Here is a 15,837-nt window from a genome sequence, read left to right as displayed (position 1 = left end):
TAGCTTTAGGGAATCCATGCTGACTCGCTTGGAAGCACTCCACTCGTAATATGCAAGACTCCTGCCATTCCTGCGGTTTCCAGTGATTCTAGAGGACGCCCGTATCTTAAAGTAACCGAAAGCCCCTCAGCTCGGGTGCTCGAATGGATACTGGTGTCCCGAACGTGATGAACGCTGTAGCTTGGACAATGCCATGTTATGTAAAGGTTACCCCCGCTTGATCCCTACGTCCTAGCGAATATGAATCGCATGAGATCAGTGACCCACATGTGGGTCACTGATCTTCATTTGATTGTACATGTTGATCTGTTTGGTCAGAGAGTGGTTAGACAGCGGTAGAGTATTGCAAGTTTGCGATGGAGGGACTTCTCAGTTTTTTTAAGTCTGATCTATACATAGAAGGGATGAATGAAAGTGAAAAAAGTAATAAGACAGGGGTGGAAGGTAAGTTCGCGGATACTGGTTTGGTTGCTGGTCATCAGCTTAGTCATGTCTGCTATTCCTGTATTGCCAGAGCAGTCTGCAGCAGCAGCTGACCTGCCGATGCAGCAGACAACATTAACCAAATCTAGTGAATTCCAGGATGTGAGTCCAACAGATTGGTTCTACGATGCAATCACCAAGGTACAGGAGAAGGGCATATTTAGCGGTACGACCGCCAGTACCTTCTCGCCTAAAGGCACGATGACACGTGCCATGTATGTTACAGCACTCGGACGGATGGCCGGGGTAGATACAGGGGCGTATACGACTTCGAGTTTTGCCGATGTTCAGGTAGGTAGTTGGTATACGCCATATATTGAATGGGCAGTACAGAAAGGCATTACCGATGGTACAGGCGCAGGTAAATACTCGCCGAATGCCACCGTATCCCGAGAACAAATGGCAACAATGACGTTGCGGTATTTGGAAAGCGAAAAGATTCCTTATCAGACAGGCAATCCGATCACGACAAAACCCGCCGATCTCGCTAACATTTCGACTTGGGCAGCGGAAGCCGTTGTGAAGCTGTGGCAAGCGGGCGTGTTCACGGGTGATGAAAAGGGCAATTTTAACCCACGTGTGCAAGCGTCCCGCGCGGAAGCGGCGGTTCTGTTCATGCGCAACAATGCGGTCGTGGAGGCGTGGAGAAGTCAGAATCCATCGACGGTTACCCCTACACCAACGCCGACAGTAACACCGACTCCACAACCAACACCAACGGTGACGCCAAATCCGAATTCAACGCCAAGCCCTGGAGGAAACAATAGTGGCAGTGGCGGAGGAGGTGGAGGTGGAGGAACACCTAATGACAACAATGGTGTTGGAACACCAGGAGGCAACGATGGTGGCGGAACGCCAGGAGGAACCGGCGGCACGGATAATAAGACGTATACACTTACTTTCGATAGCAACGGAGGTACGGCAGTTAAAGCACAGAAGGTCCGCGGCAACGAAAAGCTAACGAACCTGCCTGTGCCGATCAAGGAAGGTTACATCTTCCAAGGCTGGTTTACCGAAAGTGATCTCTCGTCTATCTTTGCGGAAGGAAGCACGGTAACTGCAGATACCAAGCTGTATGCAAAATATACAGATAGCGTGGAAAATGCCGTACAGCAGACGCCGAGTTACTCTGTCTTGAATGTCAGGCCGGACTTCACTATCACGCTGCAAGATGCTTCGGGCAATTTGTCAGCAACGGATGTCCAAGCTGGACTTACATTTATTGACACAGCGAATCCTGATTTTGCAGGAGTAAAAGTCACGGGAGGCAACGGTCTCTTCACCGTCGCTTCCGGTGCTGAAGACGGCAAGTTTGTTGAAGGTAACACGTATCAGCTGACGTTGACGGATGAGAACTTGTCCTTCCAGGGCCAAGACGCAACCACAAGCATTTATGTGTTCAGTGTTGCCAAGCAAGAAGCCATGAACGTTCCGCTTAATGCGAATATGATCTATCTAGACTTCCAAGAAGTCACGGATATGATGCTAAACGGTGCAGAGGTGGGTTCACCCGCAATTCCAGTTATCACTACAACAGTAGGCGGTAGCGGGAACTCGCTTGGAAAAGCGAATGCAAGCGGAGGTACGTTTAAGTATGACGGTAGTACCTCGATCCAGGTTGGTGATATCGTAGCAATCTATCAAGGACTTCGCCCGGATAAACGTACAGTCAATACGACTGATGCGGATAATGGAGATGTGGCCTACATCCAAATTACAGCGGTGAATGGAACGACTTATACTTATGGACGAGCTAATGCCGATCAAGTGATGTTCAGACCAGATGTATTGCCAGTTAGCACAGAGGCGGATACAGATGGTGATCCGGACAACAACTCCATTACAATCAAACACACCGATATGAACTATAGCGACAGCCTGTATGAACCTTTTGGATTAAATGAGCTGACCACAGTCGATGTGGGCGATTTTATCGGGTTTTATAGAGGAGAATTCGCCGCAGAAGGTTCCGGGATTACTCATTATGGGCGCATTACATCAATAACACCTGTAGCAGAGATGGATATTATCACGTATGAGAACGTCACGATTAAAGACATCGAGAATGCCTTTAATATCTATCAGAAGCAGGCCATTGACGGCGATGATCTGTTATCGGACAAACAAATTGCACAACTTGAAAAGCAGATCGAACAGCAAGCAACCGCCAGTGGATTCGTCAATAAAGCCGCAGATTACCTTTCCAATTTGGCAATGGAAACGGAAGAACTGAAGGGCATCCAGAAGATTAAAGCTCAGTCCTCTTCCAGTAAAAATAGTCGAGTAAGCGTGGAAAATCTGGAAGTTGTTGCGTCGCTAGGCACACAGTTGAAACATATTAGCGGCCGGAGCTCCGGGGTGAGCGCAACCTTGCAAGTGAGTGCTGATATCGTCGTAGATGCTAATGAAGAGAATGATCTCGTCATCCATATGACGGGTGCTTTTGTTCAAGAGATGGGGCTCGATCTCGGCATTAACGGCGATATGCAAGGGCATTGGCTGAAAGCGTGGGGGATTCCGTATTGGTATAGCATTGATGATTATGTGATCACCGCGAATCTCGATGCTTATAGCTATACCGGCATCAATATTACCGCAGAGATAGGTTTTGTCGAAGTTGATAAGTTAGAAGCGGCATTAGACAATTGGTTGGATGCCAAGACTTCCGGCAAGTTAAGCCAAGTGCGAGATATCGCAACCGAGATCAAAGCCATCATGAATGGTGTAGATGATAAAGATGCGATGGATGAGCAGAAGCTGAAGGAACAGTATCAAGAGATGCTGGAGGATGAAACCGAATGGGTAACGCTAATCAAGAAGACGCTCATTGAAAAAAGCAAGCGAGTGGCTTACGGAATCATCGAAGTCAAATTCGAAGCAGAGTTTGTTGTCAGCGCTCAAGTGAATCTGTCCATTGGAGCGGATTTCTATTATAAAAGCGCCAAGCGTTACTCGGTGACTTTGCGCATATTAAGTTTTAGCGGATCGAGCAATACGGTAAGCTTGCCGGGGGACGGGGACTACCAGTTTACCTTCTATGTCATGGGTACAATAGGCTTACGAGCCGGTATTCATATGGAGCTCAAAGCAGGGATTGGTAGTGTTGATTTGAACAGCATCGGGCTCGCCGTCGAACCCGGGGTGTATGTGAATCTATGGGGTTTTTTCTACTATCAGTTGAAGAATGTGAGCGGGGTACAGAGCAGCAAAACGTTAGGTGCCTTGTTTATAGAAATTGGAATTTATTTGGAAGTTGAAATAGGTGCTCAATTGGGTGATGGGATGCTAGAAGATAGCCTTCCACTCTATGAGAATACGTGGCCGCTATATACAGCGGGCATGCAAGAAAGCATCGAGGACTTTGCCTACCCGCAGGATGATGAGCTTGGTTTGATCTTTAGGGGAGGGCCTGGCGGGGCCAGCATTATAGATTTGCCACAATCATGGCTCAAAATGAAAGGTTTCGATCTGAAAACAGGTATGGACATCCAGGAAATATTTGATATTTCGCATTTTGACATTCAAATTAGCGGCGATTTCATCTATAACCCGGAGAAGAAACAGATTAGTGTGAAAGACTGGAGAAAACAATCAAGTACAGGAATGCTGGTAATTACTTGGAAAGCAGCACCTCTATCATTCAAGCCCACTGCGATCAAGCGTACCATTCCATTGAACTGGATCAAGAATAAAGATGGTGACATTTCGATCCAATTCAATCCAACGAATGGAGAACCAACCGAGACCGTAACGGCGGCCTTTAATGCAGTACTCACGGTGAAAAACAAAATTCCTAAAAATCCAGGATACACGTTCGATGGTTGGTATACGGCTAGAGTTGGTGGTACCAAAGTAGACATTCCGAATCGGATGCCTGCAGGTTTATCCTACCTGTATGCACATTGGAAAGTGAACACCGATACACCGTATAGAGTTAATTATTATTTGATGGATCCAAATGGTGGTAAATCGCCAACGCTTGCAGATTGGGAAATGCAGTCAGGCACAACGAATGAACTTGCTCGTATCACCACTGACCGATACAAGGATCATGGTTATATGGAAGGTACGACACAAGGGATTATTAAGGGAGACGGTTCAACGATTTTGAACGTTTACTTTAAGCCAATCAGTAAGACGGTGACTTTCAACTTAGGTTATGAGGGTGCTTTAGAAAAACAAATTACCGACTTGATCTATACGAATATCGTAAGTCGAATTCCGGTCCCATCAAGACAGGGGTATAAATTTGCAGGATGGTCACCGTATATGCCAGTTACGATGCCGACAGAGTCTACGACTTTTACGGCAAAGTGGACAGCCAAGGATGACATGCCTTACAAAGTCGTATACCTGAAGCAAGATATTGGACAACCAACGTATACGGTTGCAGATACGGAAACGCGTTACGGTACAACCGATACAAAGGCAACACTGCCTGTCGAATCCATCAAGTCTTACGAAGGATTCACTGTAGACACAGCGTTTCCGGGTACTGTGCTGGAAGCCAACATTGCGGGCAACGGTACAACGATCCTAAGAGTGTACTACAAGCGTAATATGTATAAGCTGACAATGGATTATAAAGATCAAAGCACACCTAAAAAGGTAGTCGAAAACGTACCGTATGGATCAACGACTTCAATCCATATTGGTGATCCGATCTGGCAAGGCCATCAATTCAAAGGATGGTCGCCTGTTCCTCAAGCAACGATGCCTGCGCAGGATGTCGAGTATACGGCGAAGTGGGACATTGAACAATACACCGTCAGCTTCAATAGTAATGGCGGAGCGGAAGAAGTGCCTGATCAAATGTTGGATTATGGCGGAGCGGCAAGTGAACCAGAGCCTCCATCCCGGAAAGATTATACATTTGGAGGTTGGTACAGCGACAGTGCGTTGACGAAGCCTTACAATTTTGCGATGCCAGTGGTGAGCCCGACTACACTGTATGCGAAATGGATGAGCAGTTACACGATTAGCTTCGACAGTAATGAGGGATCAATGGTGCCTGACCAGACGGTTTACGGGGGAGAGAAAGCCGTAGCACCAAAATCGCCAACAAGAGCAGGATATGTGTTCGGAGGTTGGTTTAGCGATGCAGGTTTGACTAAAGGCTATAACTTCACGACCGAAATCATGAAAGGCAATATTACACTGTATGCAAAATGGACAATTGCTCAGAAAAATGAGTATCGAGTGCGTTTCTACGATGGCACTGCGATAACAGATCAGCAGGTGAAAGAAGGGGGCGTAGCAGAGGAATTTGCTCCAAAACCAAGAGAGGGTTATACATTCCTGTACTGGAGCCCGAAAGGAAACACAAGCAGGGCATATGATTTTACGAAACCGGTCAGTGAGAGCTTCGAATTGCACGCCATGTTTAAAATAAACGCTTATGAAGTGGATTTTATGAGTGAGGGCACGAAGGTGAGCAGTCAATCCGTGAATTATAAAGAAGCGGCCAAGGTTCCTTCAACGCCAACGAAGGAGGGTTACGTATTTAAAGGTTGGTATACCGATACGACCTTGACGAACGCATACAACTTCGGCAGTCAAGTCGTAAGCCCTATTACGCTGTATGCGAAGTGGGTGCCTATGTTCACGGTAAGCTTCGATAGTAAAGGCGGTTCGACAGTTAATAGCCAACAGATGGAGTACAATGCCAAGGCCGCGACACCTGCATCCCCAACGCAGGCAGGCTATGTATTCGGTGGTTGGTATAGCGATGAAGGTTTAACGGATGCCTACAATTTTGCATCGCCAGTGACGACAAACGTTACGTTGTATGCGAAATGGACACCTTTATTCACAGTAAACTTCGACCTTAAGGGTGGGGCACCAGTAGTCGATCCGAAGACCGTGGTCGAAGGAAGTTTAGTTACGACCCCTGTCGAACCGGTGCGGGAAGGTTATGTGTTTGGGGGTTGGTACAGTGATGAAGGTTTGACCACCGTGTATGATTTTGCAACTCCGGTGACGTCAAACATCACGTTGTATGCAAAGTGGAAGGCTCTGTTCACGATAAAGTTCGTTGCAGGTGTTGACTCTACCCCACCGCTTCCGAAGATCGTGATAGAGGGCGATGTGGTTCATGCACCTGACCCATCTGAACTTCCACCATACCCAGGGAATATAATCTACGGATGGACTAAGGATTTTACAACTAAAATTCCTTACGATTTCGAAACACCGGTGACAGGGAACTTTAACTTGATTGCAATGTGGAGTCAGATTTACACGGTGAATTTCGAGACTAATGGTGGTTCAGCAGTAGAGACTCAGATTCTCGGTAGCAAAAATTTAGTCAAAGTACCTGAACCTCCGACAAAGCCAGGATTTGTGTTCGAAGGATGGTACAAAAATTCAGGTTTGACCGTTCCTTATGATTTCGGGCAATTTGTCATAAACGGAAACACTACACGTACCATATACGCAAAGTGGACTGAACTCTAATAAATAGTTTGACTGAAACATGAAAAGTTAAATCAAAAGCCGATTGCTCTGAAACTCAGTGCAGTCGGCTTTTTGTATCATGTCATGGCTAATCACAGGAGTTTAAAAATCTCCAATGATCTTTACAATTGGCTAATATACCTTCACGTCCGTTCCAAGCACGGACTTGTTCTGCACCGAATTGCCGGACAGATATACTTTCTTCAGATTGGGCAGCTTGCTTAAGGTTTCCACAGTGGAAATGGCATTGTTCTCGAGATGGAGTTCTTCAATGGCTTGCCATTTGCTCATAAATCCAAGTGAAGCCAGGTTGCTGTCTTGCAGGGTGAAAGAACGCAGCGCAGACAGTTTGGAAAAGTAAGGCATTATCTGGTCAATTTCACTAACGGAGGTATTATTGATGTTAAAATAGGGCTCCTCTAAGGTCAGATGCTCAAGTACTTTGTTCTCCGCTCCTGCCTTTTGTTCGAAATTCAGCCTGCACTCCGAGCATACTAGCGATTTTACCTGCTTCAAACGAAATAAGGCATCACTTTCACTGTACAATGATGAATCATTAATGTTTAGTTTTTGTAAGCGAGATAAACTGTTCAGCGAGCTGAGTTGAGTGATTTCACTGATTTCCCAGAGGGAGAGTTGTTCCAGCTTCGGAAATTTTCCTAGGGCTGCCAGATTTAACTCCCCGCTTCCGCCACGGAGTGTCAGATTGGTTGTGGCAGGTGCCTTCAGCCCGGAGAGGAAGGAGCCAGGGATTTCTACCCTTCCTGCATTGGGTAATGTCAGTGCTTCTGCATTCTCGTAATAACCGGACAACGTTAATTCCCGCAATGAGGATAGACTATTTATGGCCTTTGTTGAACTAAGCTTGCTTAAGGAAGCCAGGCGCAGTTTGGTAATCGAGGTTTTACCAGCTAACGGTTCCAGACTGGAAAAGTTTAAACTCTCGATGTCCAGCTTCTGTAGAGCAGGCATATTTTGCACAAAGTCTATGGATTTCACGTTGTTTAAATAGGAAAGCTGAAGTTCTTGAAGCTGGGTTAACGCATATAACGGCTGCAAGTCTGTAGTTTCACTGTAGTTGATGGATAAGGATGTCAGCCCGGTCATGGACGACAACCATCCCAGTTCATTGACAAACGTGAGCGACAGGGACTTGAGCGGCAGTTTGCTTAACAGGTGAAAATCCGTTATGGACTCATCGACATAAGTAATCGATAAAGAGTTCAGGTTAGGAAACTCCAGCAGTAAGGCTAGTTCCTGATTGCTACGAAGCTGGGTAGTCAGGTGCGTAATTTTAGATTTGTCGCCAAAGTAGCCGGAAAACGAATTAAAGGATTCGTTAAAAGCGCCACCATAGCTTTTCAGTCCGGACATATGAGCAAACGTGGTTTGATCCGTCTGGGCAATTTCATAGGTTCCCGTCAGATCGAGTGCCGTCAGTCCCGTAAAGGCTTCAAAATCTCGCTGGTCAATCTCCTGTGTGTTCAATTTCTTGTCCTGAGTAACATAAGTGATCTTTTCAGCCTTTTCATCACTGAAGGGATCGGAGAAGCTATAGGTAAATTGCCATTGGTCACTATCCAGATAATCTACGGTCAGATAGCGTACACGAGCGAGTTCCTCTTCTGTCGGCAAGGCAGACCCTTTATCAAAAATATCTCGCAAAAAGGAGAGCAGAACCTCGCTTTCCGGCATCTTGCGTACAGGCAGATTGGCTTCTGTCTTCTGAAGCGTGGAACTTGTACTCGAGTAAAGGTAAGCACCGATGGCACCCGATAGGACTAACATCAGTATTAGTAATAGCCTTACGGAGACGTTCGGCTTTGGTGCTGCCTTAGGAGGCGTTCCGTGGTAATGATTAATAGTTTGGTCTACATAGTAGACATTATTTTGCTTCAACAAAAGCTCTGTCTCACAGTACGGACACTTTAAAACCTGCCCCTCCTTGTATTCAATTCTTCCGTTGCAATTGGGACAGTTTAACGGAATAAATGCCACGAATGCCTCCCCCTTCATGATGATGATTGTAAGATCATATTGAACTGGTATCTGATTTCATTATAACTTGTCTATTCTATCAAACCTTTTGTATGCCCGAATATCAATTGTGATTTTATCATAAAAGAGGAATTAGAATTTATATTTTTATACGCACATCATGCAGTCCGGATTCACCTTCTTTCTCAAAAGGAATTGACGAATAGGTTGTCCAATACATATCATGTGATATATATCGAATGAAATTAATCGAACGTTCCACTTCAGAAGGAGATCACACATGGCACCCAAAAAGAAATTTACTAAAGATCAAATTATTGATGCAGCATTCGAAATTGCAAGAATAGAGGGGGTTGATGCCATTACAATTCGCAGAGTGGCAGAGAAGCTGGGGAGTTCAATTGCCCCAATTTATGTGAATTTCAAGGAGGTAGGCGAACTGCTTGAAGGTGTGTATCAGAAAACCTTTGAGGTGAGCAGACAAATACTGCTGGAGCAAAACTCCGGGCATCCGTTTCAGGATATTGGGGCGGCCAGCATTCGCTTTGCCAGAGCATATCCTGTATTGTTTCGGGATATTGTGATGCAGAAAAATGATCAAGCGAAGCACAATGAGGAAGAAACGGGAAATCTCATACACATGATGAGAATGGACCCTGATCTGAATGGATTATCGGATGACGAACTGAAGACCATCCTGCTCAAGATGAAGACGTTTCAGGTTGGAATAAGTGTGATGGCTGCGAATGATTTGCTGCCTGAGGATTATACAGAGGAACAGATGATTCAGCTTATGAATAGTGCGGCTCAAGATGTCATCAGCACAGCGAGGGGGAGAATAGAACAGTCATAAATGGGAGGGGATTATCGTTAACATATTAGCAGGGAGAAGAAAGTTCAGTGTATTTGTATTCATCGCGGTGGTGTTAGCAAGCGGTTGGATTGGTGTATGGGTAGATACGAAGATGCCCGAACAACCGGAACAAAATTCGTTAGGCATGGGGTTGTGGCTGGTATTGCCGGTGCTCACGATGCTCGTGCTACGAATAGTGAATCGGGATTGGAAGGATATTGGCGTGAGGTTCAATTTTAAAGGGAATATGAAATGGTATGCTGCAGCTATTGCGATCTATCCGGGCGTAGCAGTTATCGTTGTTGGTCTTGCATTTCTTATAAATAGCGCCTCTGCTTCTGATATTGAAGTAAGCACACTTCTATCCCTCGTTGGTGTATCCATTGCAGGCAGCTTTATAAAAAACATATTTGAAGAGTTTGCTTGGCGTGGATATTTAACTCCAAAACTGATTGAGCTTAAGTTTAATGACTGGACGCTTTATCTCGTGTCTGGCCTTGTATGGGCTCTATGGCATGCTGCATATTATATGGTCTTCCTTCCGAATGCTTACTTTGAAACAACCACAAGAACGAGCTTTCTCTTCTTAGGCTGTGTGTTGATGGTTGCATGGTCAATCATGTACGTTGAAATATATCGTCTTACGAAATCAGTCTGGCCGTGTGTACTCATGCATGCTGTGGAGGATGGGCTACCTACCTTGCTAATATCAACAGCGGGAATCATTACACTAACCAAAGCAGGGGAATTTTGGCTCAGTCCAACGACAGGTGTCATTACAACAGTTTTATTCGTTGGATTCGGCTTATGGCTCAGATCGGTCCGAGTCAAGAATGAACAGAAACGAATCCTGTGACCATTAGAAAGACCTAGACAGCACATCGCCTGATTCCGGTGGTATTCAAGACACATCAAAAAGGAGCTGGAACTGTACTATATTGTACTATCCCTGCTCCTATTTGTGTATAAAATGCTGCTCCTAAGTATTAGCAACGATTCGCCATTCCAGTCCTGACTCTATGTGTAATAACAGTTCATGTTGCTCAGCCTATCTACCTTTATGCGATAGATGTAACTGGATGTTTAACGCGTACAGGATAGATATGGTCACCAGGTGTTCTTACAAATAAGCCCTCATCGGTCAGTGTACTTTTTAATTCCATATCTTTATTTTCATCCGGTGTAAAATGAAACGTTACTTTCTCGGTATCTGCATCAGCAATTTTATTCAGAATATCTCTCATATTGATTTCGTTTAAGCTGACAACATCGAAGAGGTCGATACTGCTGTTTTCTTTCTGATAAATAACGATGACCTTTTCGTTTTCCAAATAATAAATATCATTATTAAACACATTCAAGCAATAAAACATGAATATGCCAGGAGTATGATCGGTTGCAAACCGCTTGGAAACAGGCAGTCGTTGCGATGCGAATTGTTGAATAAGGTGTAAATCCTCTGCGTCAGTCACATCTAGTTTCCGCAGGTTCGCAGATTCTAATGGGGTAGCTGTACAATGAAAGTCTATTGAAAATAAATGTTCTTCTACAGCTTTGAACCCAAACTTGGGGTAGAAATCAAGAACGGATTCATTGGCAAAAAGGTACATGAGATCGTACTTGTTTTCGTATTCCTCCAAAATTTTGTTCATTAGACTTGCAGATAGACCCTTCCCGCGGTAGTCGGGATGTGTCATCACCGTGCCAATTTGGATTGCTTTTTTCTTCTCCCCCTCGATGATCAGTTCAAGGATATTCACGGATGCATTAGCAACAATCTGATCTCCATCTACAAACGAGAAAGGGATGTATCCTTCGCCCCAGCAACCCTGTTGGTACCAATTTTCAAAATGGATATCAAATGTACTTGCAGCGAGTTCGAAAAAACTGTTTCGAAGTGTATCATTGTTTTTAAAATTTTTCGTAAAGATTAATTCCTGCATGGTATGTTCTCCTTAGCTTTTTTTCTATGTATATCAATAAGCCCAATTACTCTTACATTTCTACCAGATATTATTCAACAAAAACGATTAAACCCCTTCATTCCATATCCTCATGTTATGTTAATAACATCTTTGATCACCATCCCAAGTCCAAGTTTGGTGTGTTATATTGAGGGAGCAACCATTCATTCATTACCATTACATAACAGGTGGGATGTAAGATGTTCTTTTTTGTTACATTACTCGTGTGTTTCATTGTATTCATGTTGCTGACGTCGTTCTTCAACAGGAAACATAAAGTGCTGATCTCGTTCGCCAGTGCTCTTGCGGTGAGCATGTTACTTCAGGTGTTGGAGCAATTTTATCTGAGCAGTATTTTGGTGGCGGCATTCCTGGTTTACTTTATCATCGGAAATATCAATACTCTGAAAAGTAATCAACTGAAGCTGAGCTTGGCGATATTATTCAGTACATCGATCGTAACGCTCGTACTTTCTTTTACATATTTTAATCAAAAGACAGCACCACCAGATGCCGAGATTCTTAGAGTCATGTTTATCTATTATCCGTTGCTTGTTATATTCATCGCGTGTTATGCCTATATGCTTCTTAACCTGTTTAATTTTAAAATATTGCAGGCGACCAATCCGCTCCTGTATATATTGAATAAATTTCGTGCGTGGCGGCGGATGATGTACATGTTCTGGATTATTTCACGCAAAGGTTTGGCTCATTTGATTCAGCAGGATCATGCCAAACTGCCATATGTTATTGCTGAGGTACTGGATAACATGGGTGGTGTATTTGTGAAGTTTGCCCAAGTGTTATCAACTAAAAAGGATATGTTACCTGTAAACTACATCCAAGCCTTCTCCAGTTTACATGATCAGGTGAAACCGCTAAGCCCACAGGAGCTGAAAGCGATTATCGATACCAAGATCGGCAATATGGATGAAACGTATGAATCCTTTGGCATGGAACCCATCGCAGCGGCTTCGATTGGACAAGTTCATCTGGCGAAGCTGAAATTGGCGGGAGAGATGGTTGTTGTCAAAATTTTAAGACCTGATGTGAAGCAGAAAATGACGGTCGATTTGGATATTTTAATCCAGTTTGTATCATGGCTATCCGAACGCTCTGTCAAAATCAAAAGACTTGGATTAATTCAGCTTGCTGAAGGGTTCAAACAGAATTTGATCGAGGAAACGGATTTTGATATTGAAGCTTTGAATACGAATCTGATCCGCAAAGCATTCGAAGAACACAACATTCGTATCCGTGTCCCCGAAATCTATTCGGAGTATTCGACAAAACAGATCTTGACCATGGAATATATCGAAGGAACCAGCTTCACGAAAGCGGTGACAAGCGATGTTTCGGAGAGGGTCATGCACGCATTTTTGGATCAGATTCTAGTGATAGGTATCTTTCATGCAGACCCGCACCCCGGAAATCTGATGCTGACCGTTGATGGAGAGGTTGCGCTGATCGACTTCGGTTCAGTGGGCTACTTAACAGATGAAGAACGAGGTGGGATGTTAAGCTTCCTGATGGGATACAGCAATCGAGATACGAAAGAGATGGCGGATGGTTTGACACGAGTTTGTGAGGATGGGCATCTGCTGGATGAAAAGTTGATTGAACAGCGTCTGGGCCGACTTTTGTCTGAAGCGTCTTTCTCACCAGACCCGACAAGTGTCATGATGAAACGAATGATGTCCATGATCACGGAGATGGGGATGTCATTAAAACCTACGATTGCCGGAGCATTCAGAGCCATCATTACGTTGGATGGCACGCTCTCATCTGTAGATGATACGTACTCTTTATCCGCAACCAGTCAATCTTACGCAACTCATATGGATAAAGGACAAGTAGTCAAAGAGCGTTTAACAAAGGTCAAAGAGCAGATTACGGACTACATTCCGAAGTTATTGGAACTGCCTATTCTGAAGGACAATAAAATTACGATTGCTCGTGAGGAAAATCATTCACTACATGATTTTATGGGCACTCTGACAGTGGGAATCTTCACGGTGATCTGTATGGTTGTCATGCTTGCCAGCTTTGTGGTACAGGGTGAAGCGATGCGATTTTTACTTGCCCCGCTATCGATATCTGGTTTTGGCGTAGGCATGATCATATTGATCATGGCTGTAATTAAACAGTTGAAACCGAAGGTGTAAGTAGGATGGAGAATGAGACAGAATGGAGTCTATAGCATGTCCGTATCGATAGATAAGGCAAGGGATTTTGTATATGCTAAAGGTGTGCTCTGGGAGCAAGCGTTATTTAGTTATCTTTTTGATGGCGGCTCGGTTGAACGACTGTATCAGTGCCTGCTTTGTTACAAAAATGCGGACGGCGGGTGGGGGCATGGTTTGGAACATGATATTAAATGTCCGGACTCGCATCCTCTTGCGCTGGAGTTTTTATTGACGATGGGCAGGGATATGAATCTGTCGCTGACCGAGGTGTTGATGGGTACGGTGAATTGGGTTGAACGCAATAGAAATGAAGATGGTTCTTTGAAAAATCCGGATTCCTTACATAAGTATCCCCATGCTTCATGGTGGAGTGATGGTGGGCAGTCCACACCCGATTCAATTACAGGTAATTTGATTAAACAGGGGATTTGCTCCGCTTCCTTAGCTGCATCGACATCAAAGTGGGCGAAGTCTAACCTCACGCTAGAGCACATTCAGGCCAATGATTGGCTGTTTATGGCGTACCATGCTCATGACTACTATCTCAATCTGGAAGATACCCCTGAGAATAGACCTTTTATAGAAGCAACGATCGATAATATTCTGAAATGTGCTCAAAGCGCAACGGAGAAAAATCAGTTTACTCTTTTCCAATTTGCTAATTCACCTGACACCAGAGTTGCTCAAGTCATGCCCAAGGATTTACTGAATAAGTTGTTAAATGATCTAGAAAACTCACAACGGGAAGATGGTGGCTGGAGTGATGAGCATGACTTGAAGCATTGGCAGGCGTATAATACGATTTTTACGTTATCGGTGCTGCGCAATTACGGAAGGTTGTAGTTCGCTTTAATCAGACCTCAAGCTTTTGAATTGGGGTCTTTTTGCTTTATTTTTTTTCATCGGAAAAGCAGTTAGGCCGTAACTCTATGGAAAATGAAGACGTCATATTATAGAGGAATAAACGCCTAGCAGTAGATTGTCTACAAAGGGGGATTGAAGCCATGCGGAAACCTATTCCGAGATCCAGACTGCGACTAATGTTGGGGAAAACATATTATACTTGGCGAAGGTATGCGAGATGGCTGGTTGACGGTACTTCATTTGCAAAAACCTTCTCAGCTAAAAATCTTCCACATGTTGTATTTCATCATGAAACACCCACCCTTCGAAAGCTGAAGGACGTGGATATGTGGCTACAGCATAACAAAGAAATCAATCTGTCGATCGCGATCGGGCGACTCAATGGACTTATCCTTCAACCGGGTGAAACGATGTCCTACTGGAAGCTGATCGGCAAAACGACAGCGCGCAAAGGTTATGTTCCGGGCATGATATTATTTTATGGTGGCTTCAAACCAGGGGTTGGCGGAGGACTCTGTCAGCTCTCAAACCTTATTTACTGGATAACACTGCACACACCGCTTGCTGTTGTTGAGCGACATCGACATAGTTATGATGTTTTCCCGGACTCAAACCGCACACAACCGTTTGGCAGCGGGGCAACGTGTGCGTATAACTACCTGGATCTGATGATCTCCAATCCTACGTCAATATCCTACCAGCTTCATCTGGAGTTGAAAGATCATGTGCTGAGAGGAGAATGGCGTGCAGAAGAGAAAGTCTTATATTCTTATGAAATCTACGAGAAACAGCACCGCATTGAACAACAGCATTGGGGAGGATATGTCAGGAGTAATGTGTTACATCGGCGTATTTTTAATCCAGAGGGAGAATGGATTGATGATGAATTCATCACTGAGAATAATGCCCTTATGATGTACTCTCCATTACTAACGGAATCCGCAAAAAGTAATTAGCAGTATATTGCTCGTGACGAAGAGGGTAGTGTAATAGTCCTTTTAACTTGTAATTTGACCGGATTCTAATCCGTTAT

Annotated in this window: 8 protein-coding genes; 6 read left to right on the top strand and 2 right to left on the bottom strand. The window is 44.4% G+C overall.

All coding sequences use genetic code 11. The annotated features are described in order from the left end of the window. The first annotated feature begins 414 nt into the window (after positions 1-414). Entirely contained in the window at positions 415-6,939 is a 6,525-nt protein-coding gene (locus J2T16_RS25285) for an InlB B-repeat-containing protein (protein WP_336121132.1), read from the top strand. 132 nt (positions 6,940-7,071) lie between these two features. On the opposite strand, the gene J2T16_RS25280 is transcribed toward J2T16_RS25285, so the two are convergent. Then, a complete protein-coding gene (locus J2T16_RS25280) occupies positions 7,072-8,727 on the bottom strand; it encodes a leucine-rich repeat domain-containing protein (RefSeq protein ID WP_312027605.1) in 1,656 nt (551 codons plus the stop codon). 490 nt (positions 8,728-9,217) lie between these two features. On the opposite strand from J2T16_RS25280, the gene J2T16_RS25275 reads away from it, so the two are divergent. Together J2T16_RS25275 and J2T16_RS25270 are read left to right on the top strand one after the other, a co-directional pair. Continuing rightward, a complete protein-coding gene (locus J2T16_RS25275) occupies positions 9,218-9,790 on the top strand; it encodes a TetR/AcrR family transcriptional regulator (protein WP_154960354.1) in 573 nt (190 codons plus the stop codon). 70 nt (positions 9,791-9,860) lie between these two features. Beyond that, on the top strand, positions 9,861-10,646 hold the full coding sequence (locus J2T16_RS25270; protein WP_336121131.1) for a CPBP family glutamic-type intramembrane protease: 786 nt from the start codon (positions 9,861-9,863) through the stop codon (positions 10,644-10,646). A gap of 202 nt (positions 10,647-10,848) precedes the next feature. On the opposite strand, the gene J2T16_RS25265 is transcribed toward J2T16_RS25270, so the two are convergent. Then, positions 10,849-11,733, bottom strand: a complete 885-nt coding sequence (locus tag J2T16_RS25265) for a GNAT family N-acetyltransferase (RefSeq protein ID WP_336121130.1) — start codon at positions 11,731-11,733, stop codon at positions 10,849-10,851. 221 nt (positions 11,734-11,954) lie between these two features. On the opposite strand from J2T16_RS25265, the gene J2T16_RS25260 reads away from it, so the two are divergent. The 3 genes from J2T16_RS25260 to J2T16_RS25250 all read left to right on the top strand — a co-directional run bounded on the left by J2T16_RS25260 (position 11,955) and on the right by J2T16_RS25250 (position 15,760). After that, the gene (locus tag J2T16_RS25260; protein WP_336121129.1) at positions 11,955-13,919 is read left to right on the top strand and encodes an ABC1 kinase family protein; all 1,965 of its coding nucleotides are present in this window, start codon (positions 11,955-11,957) and stop codon (positions 13,917-13,919) included. 36 nt (positions 13,920-13,955) lie between these two features. Then, a complete protein-coding gene (locus J2T16_RS25255; RefSeq protein ID WP_221788418.1) occupies positions 13,956-14,783 on the top strand; it encodes a prenyltransferase/squalene oxidase repeat-containing protein in 828 nt (275 codons plus the stop codon). Positions 14,784-14,944: 161 nt separating this feature from the next. Then, positions 14,945-15,760 carry a VanW family protein gene (locus tag J2T16_RS25250; RefSeq protein ID WP_445260136.1) on the top strand — a complete coding sequence of 272 codons (816 nt, stop codon included), beginning with the start codon at positions 14,945-14,947 and terminating at the stop codon, positions 15,758-15,760. Positions 15,761-15,837 lie beyond the last annotated feature (77 nt).

Origin of the sequence: Paenibacillus intestini (assembly GCF_030803945.1) — a bacterium.
Classification (GTDB): domain Bacteria; phylum Bacillota; class Bacilli; order Paenibacillales; family Paenibacillaceae; genus Paenibacillus; species Paenibacillus polysaccharolyticus.
This window is presented reverse-complemented; position numbering and strand designations above follow the sequence as displayed.

Bases quoted from the DNA above. Each gene is read 5' to 3' on its own strand.
- J2T16_RS25250 (WP_445260136.1), top strand. From the start codon at position 14,945: ATGCGGAAACCTATTCCGAGATCCAGACTGCGACTAATGTTGGGGAAA.
- J2T16_RS25255 (WP_221788418.1), top strand. From the start codon at position 13,956: ATGTCCGTATCGATAGATAAGGCAAGGGATTTTGTATATGCTAAAGGT.
- J2T16_RS25265 (WP_336121130.1), bottom strand. From the start codon at position 11,733: ATGCAGGAATTAATCTTTACGAAAAATTTTAAAAACAATGATACACTT.
- J2T16_RS25260 (WP_336121129.1), top strand. From the start codon at position 11,955: ATGTTCTTTTTTGTTACATTACTCGTGTGTTTCATTGTATTCATGTTG.
- J2T16_RS25280 (WP_312027605.1), bottom strand. From the start codon at position 8,727: ATGTTAGTCCTATCGGGTGCCATCGGTGCTTACCTTTACTCGAGTACA.
- J2T16_RS25275 (WP_154960354.1), top strand. From the start codon at position 9,218: ATGGCACCCAAAAAGAAATTTACTAAAGATCAAATTATTGATGCAGCA.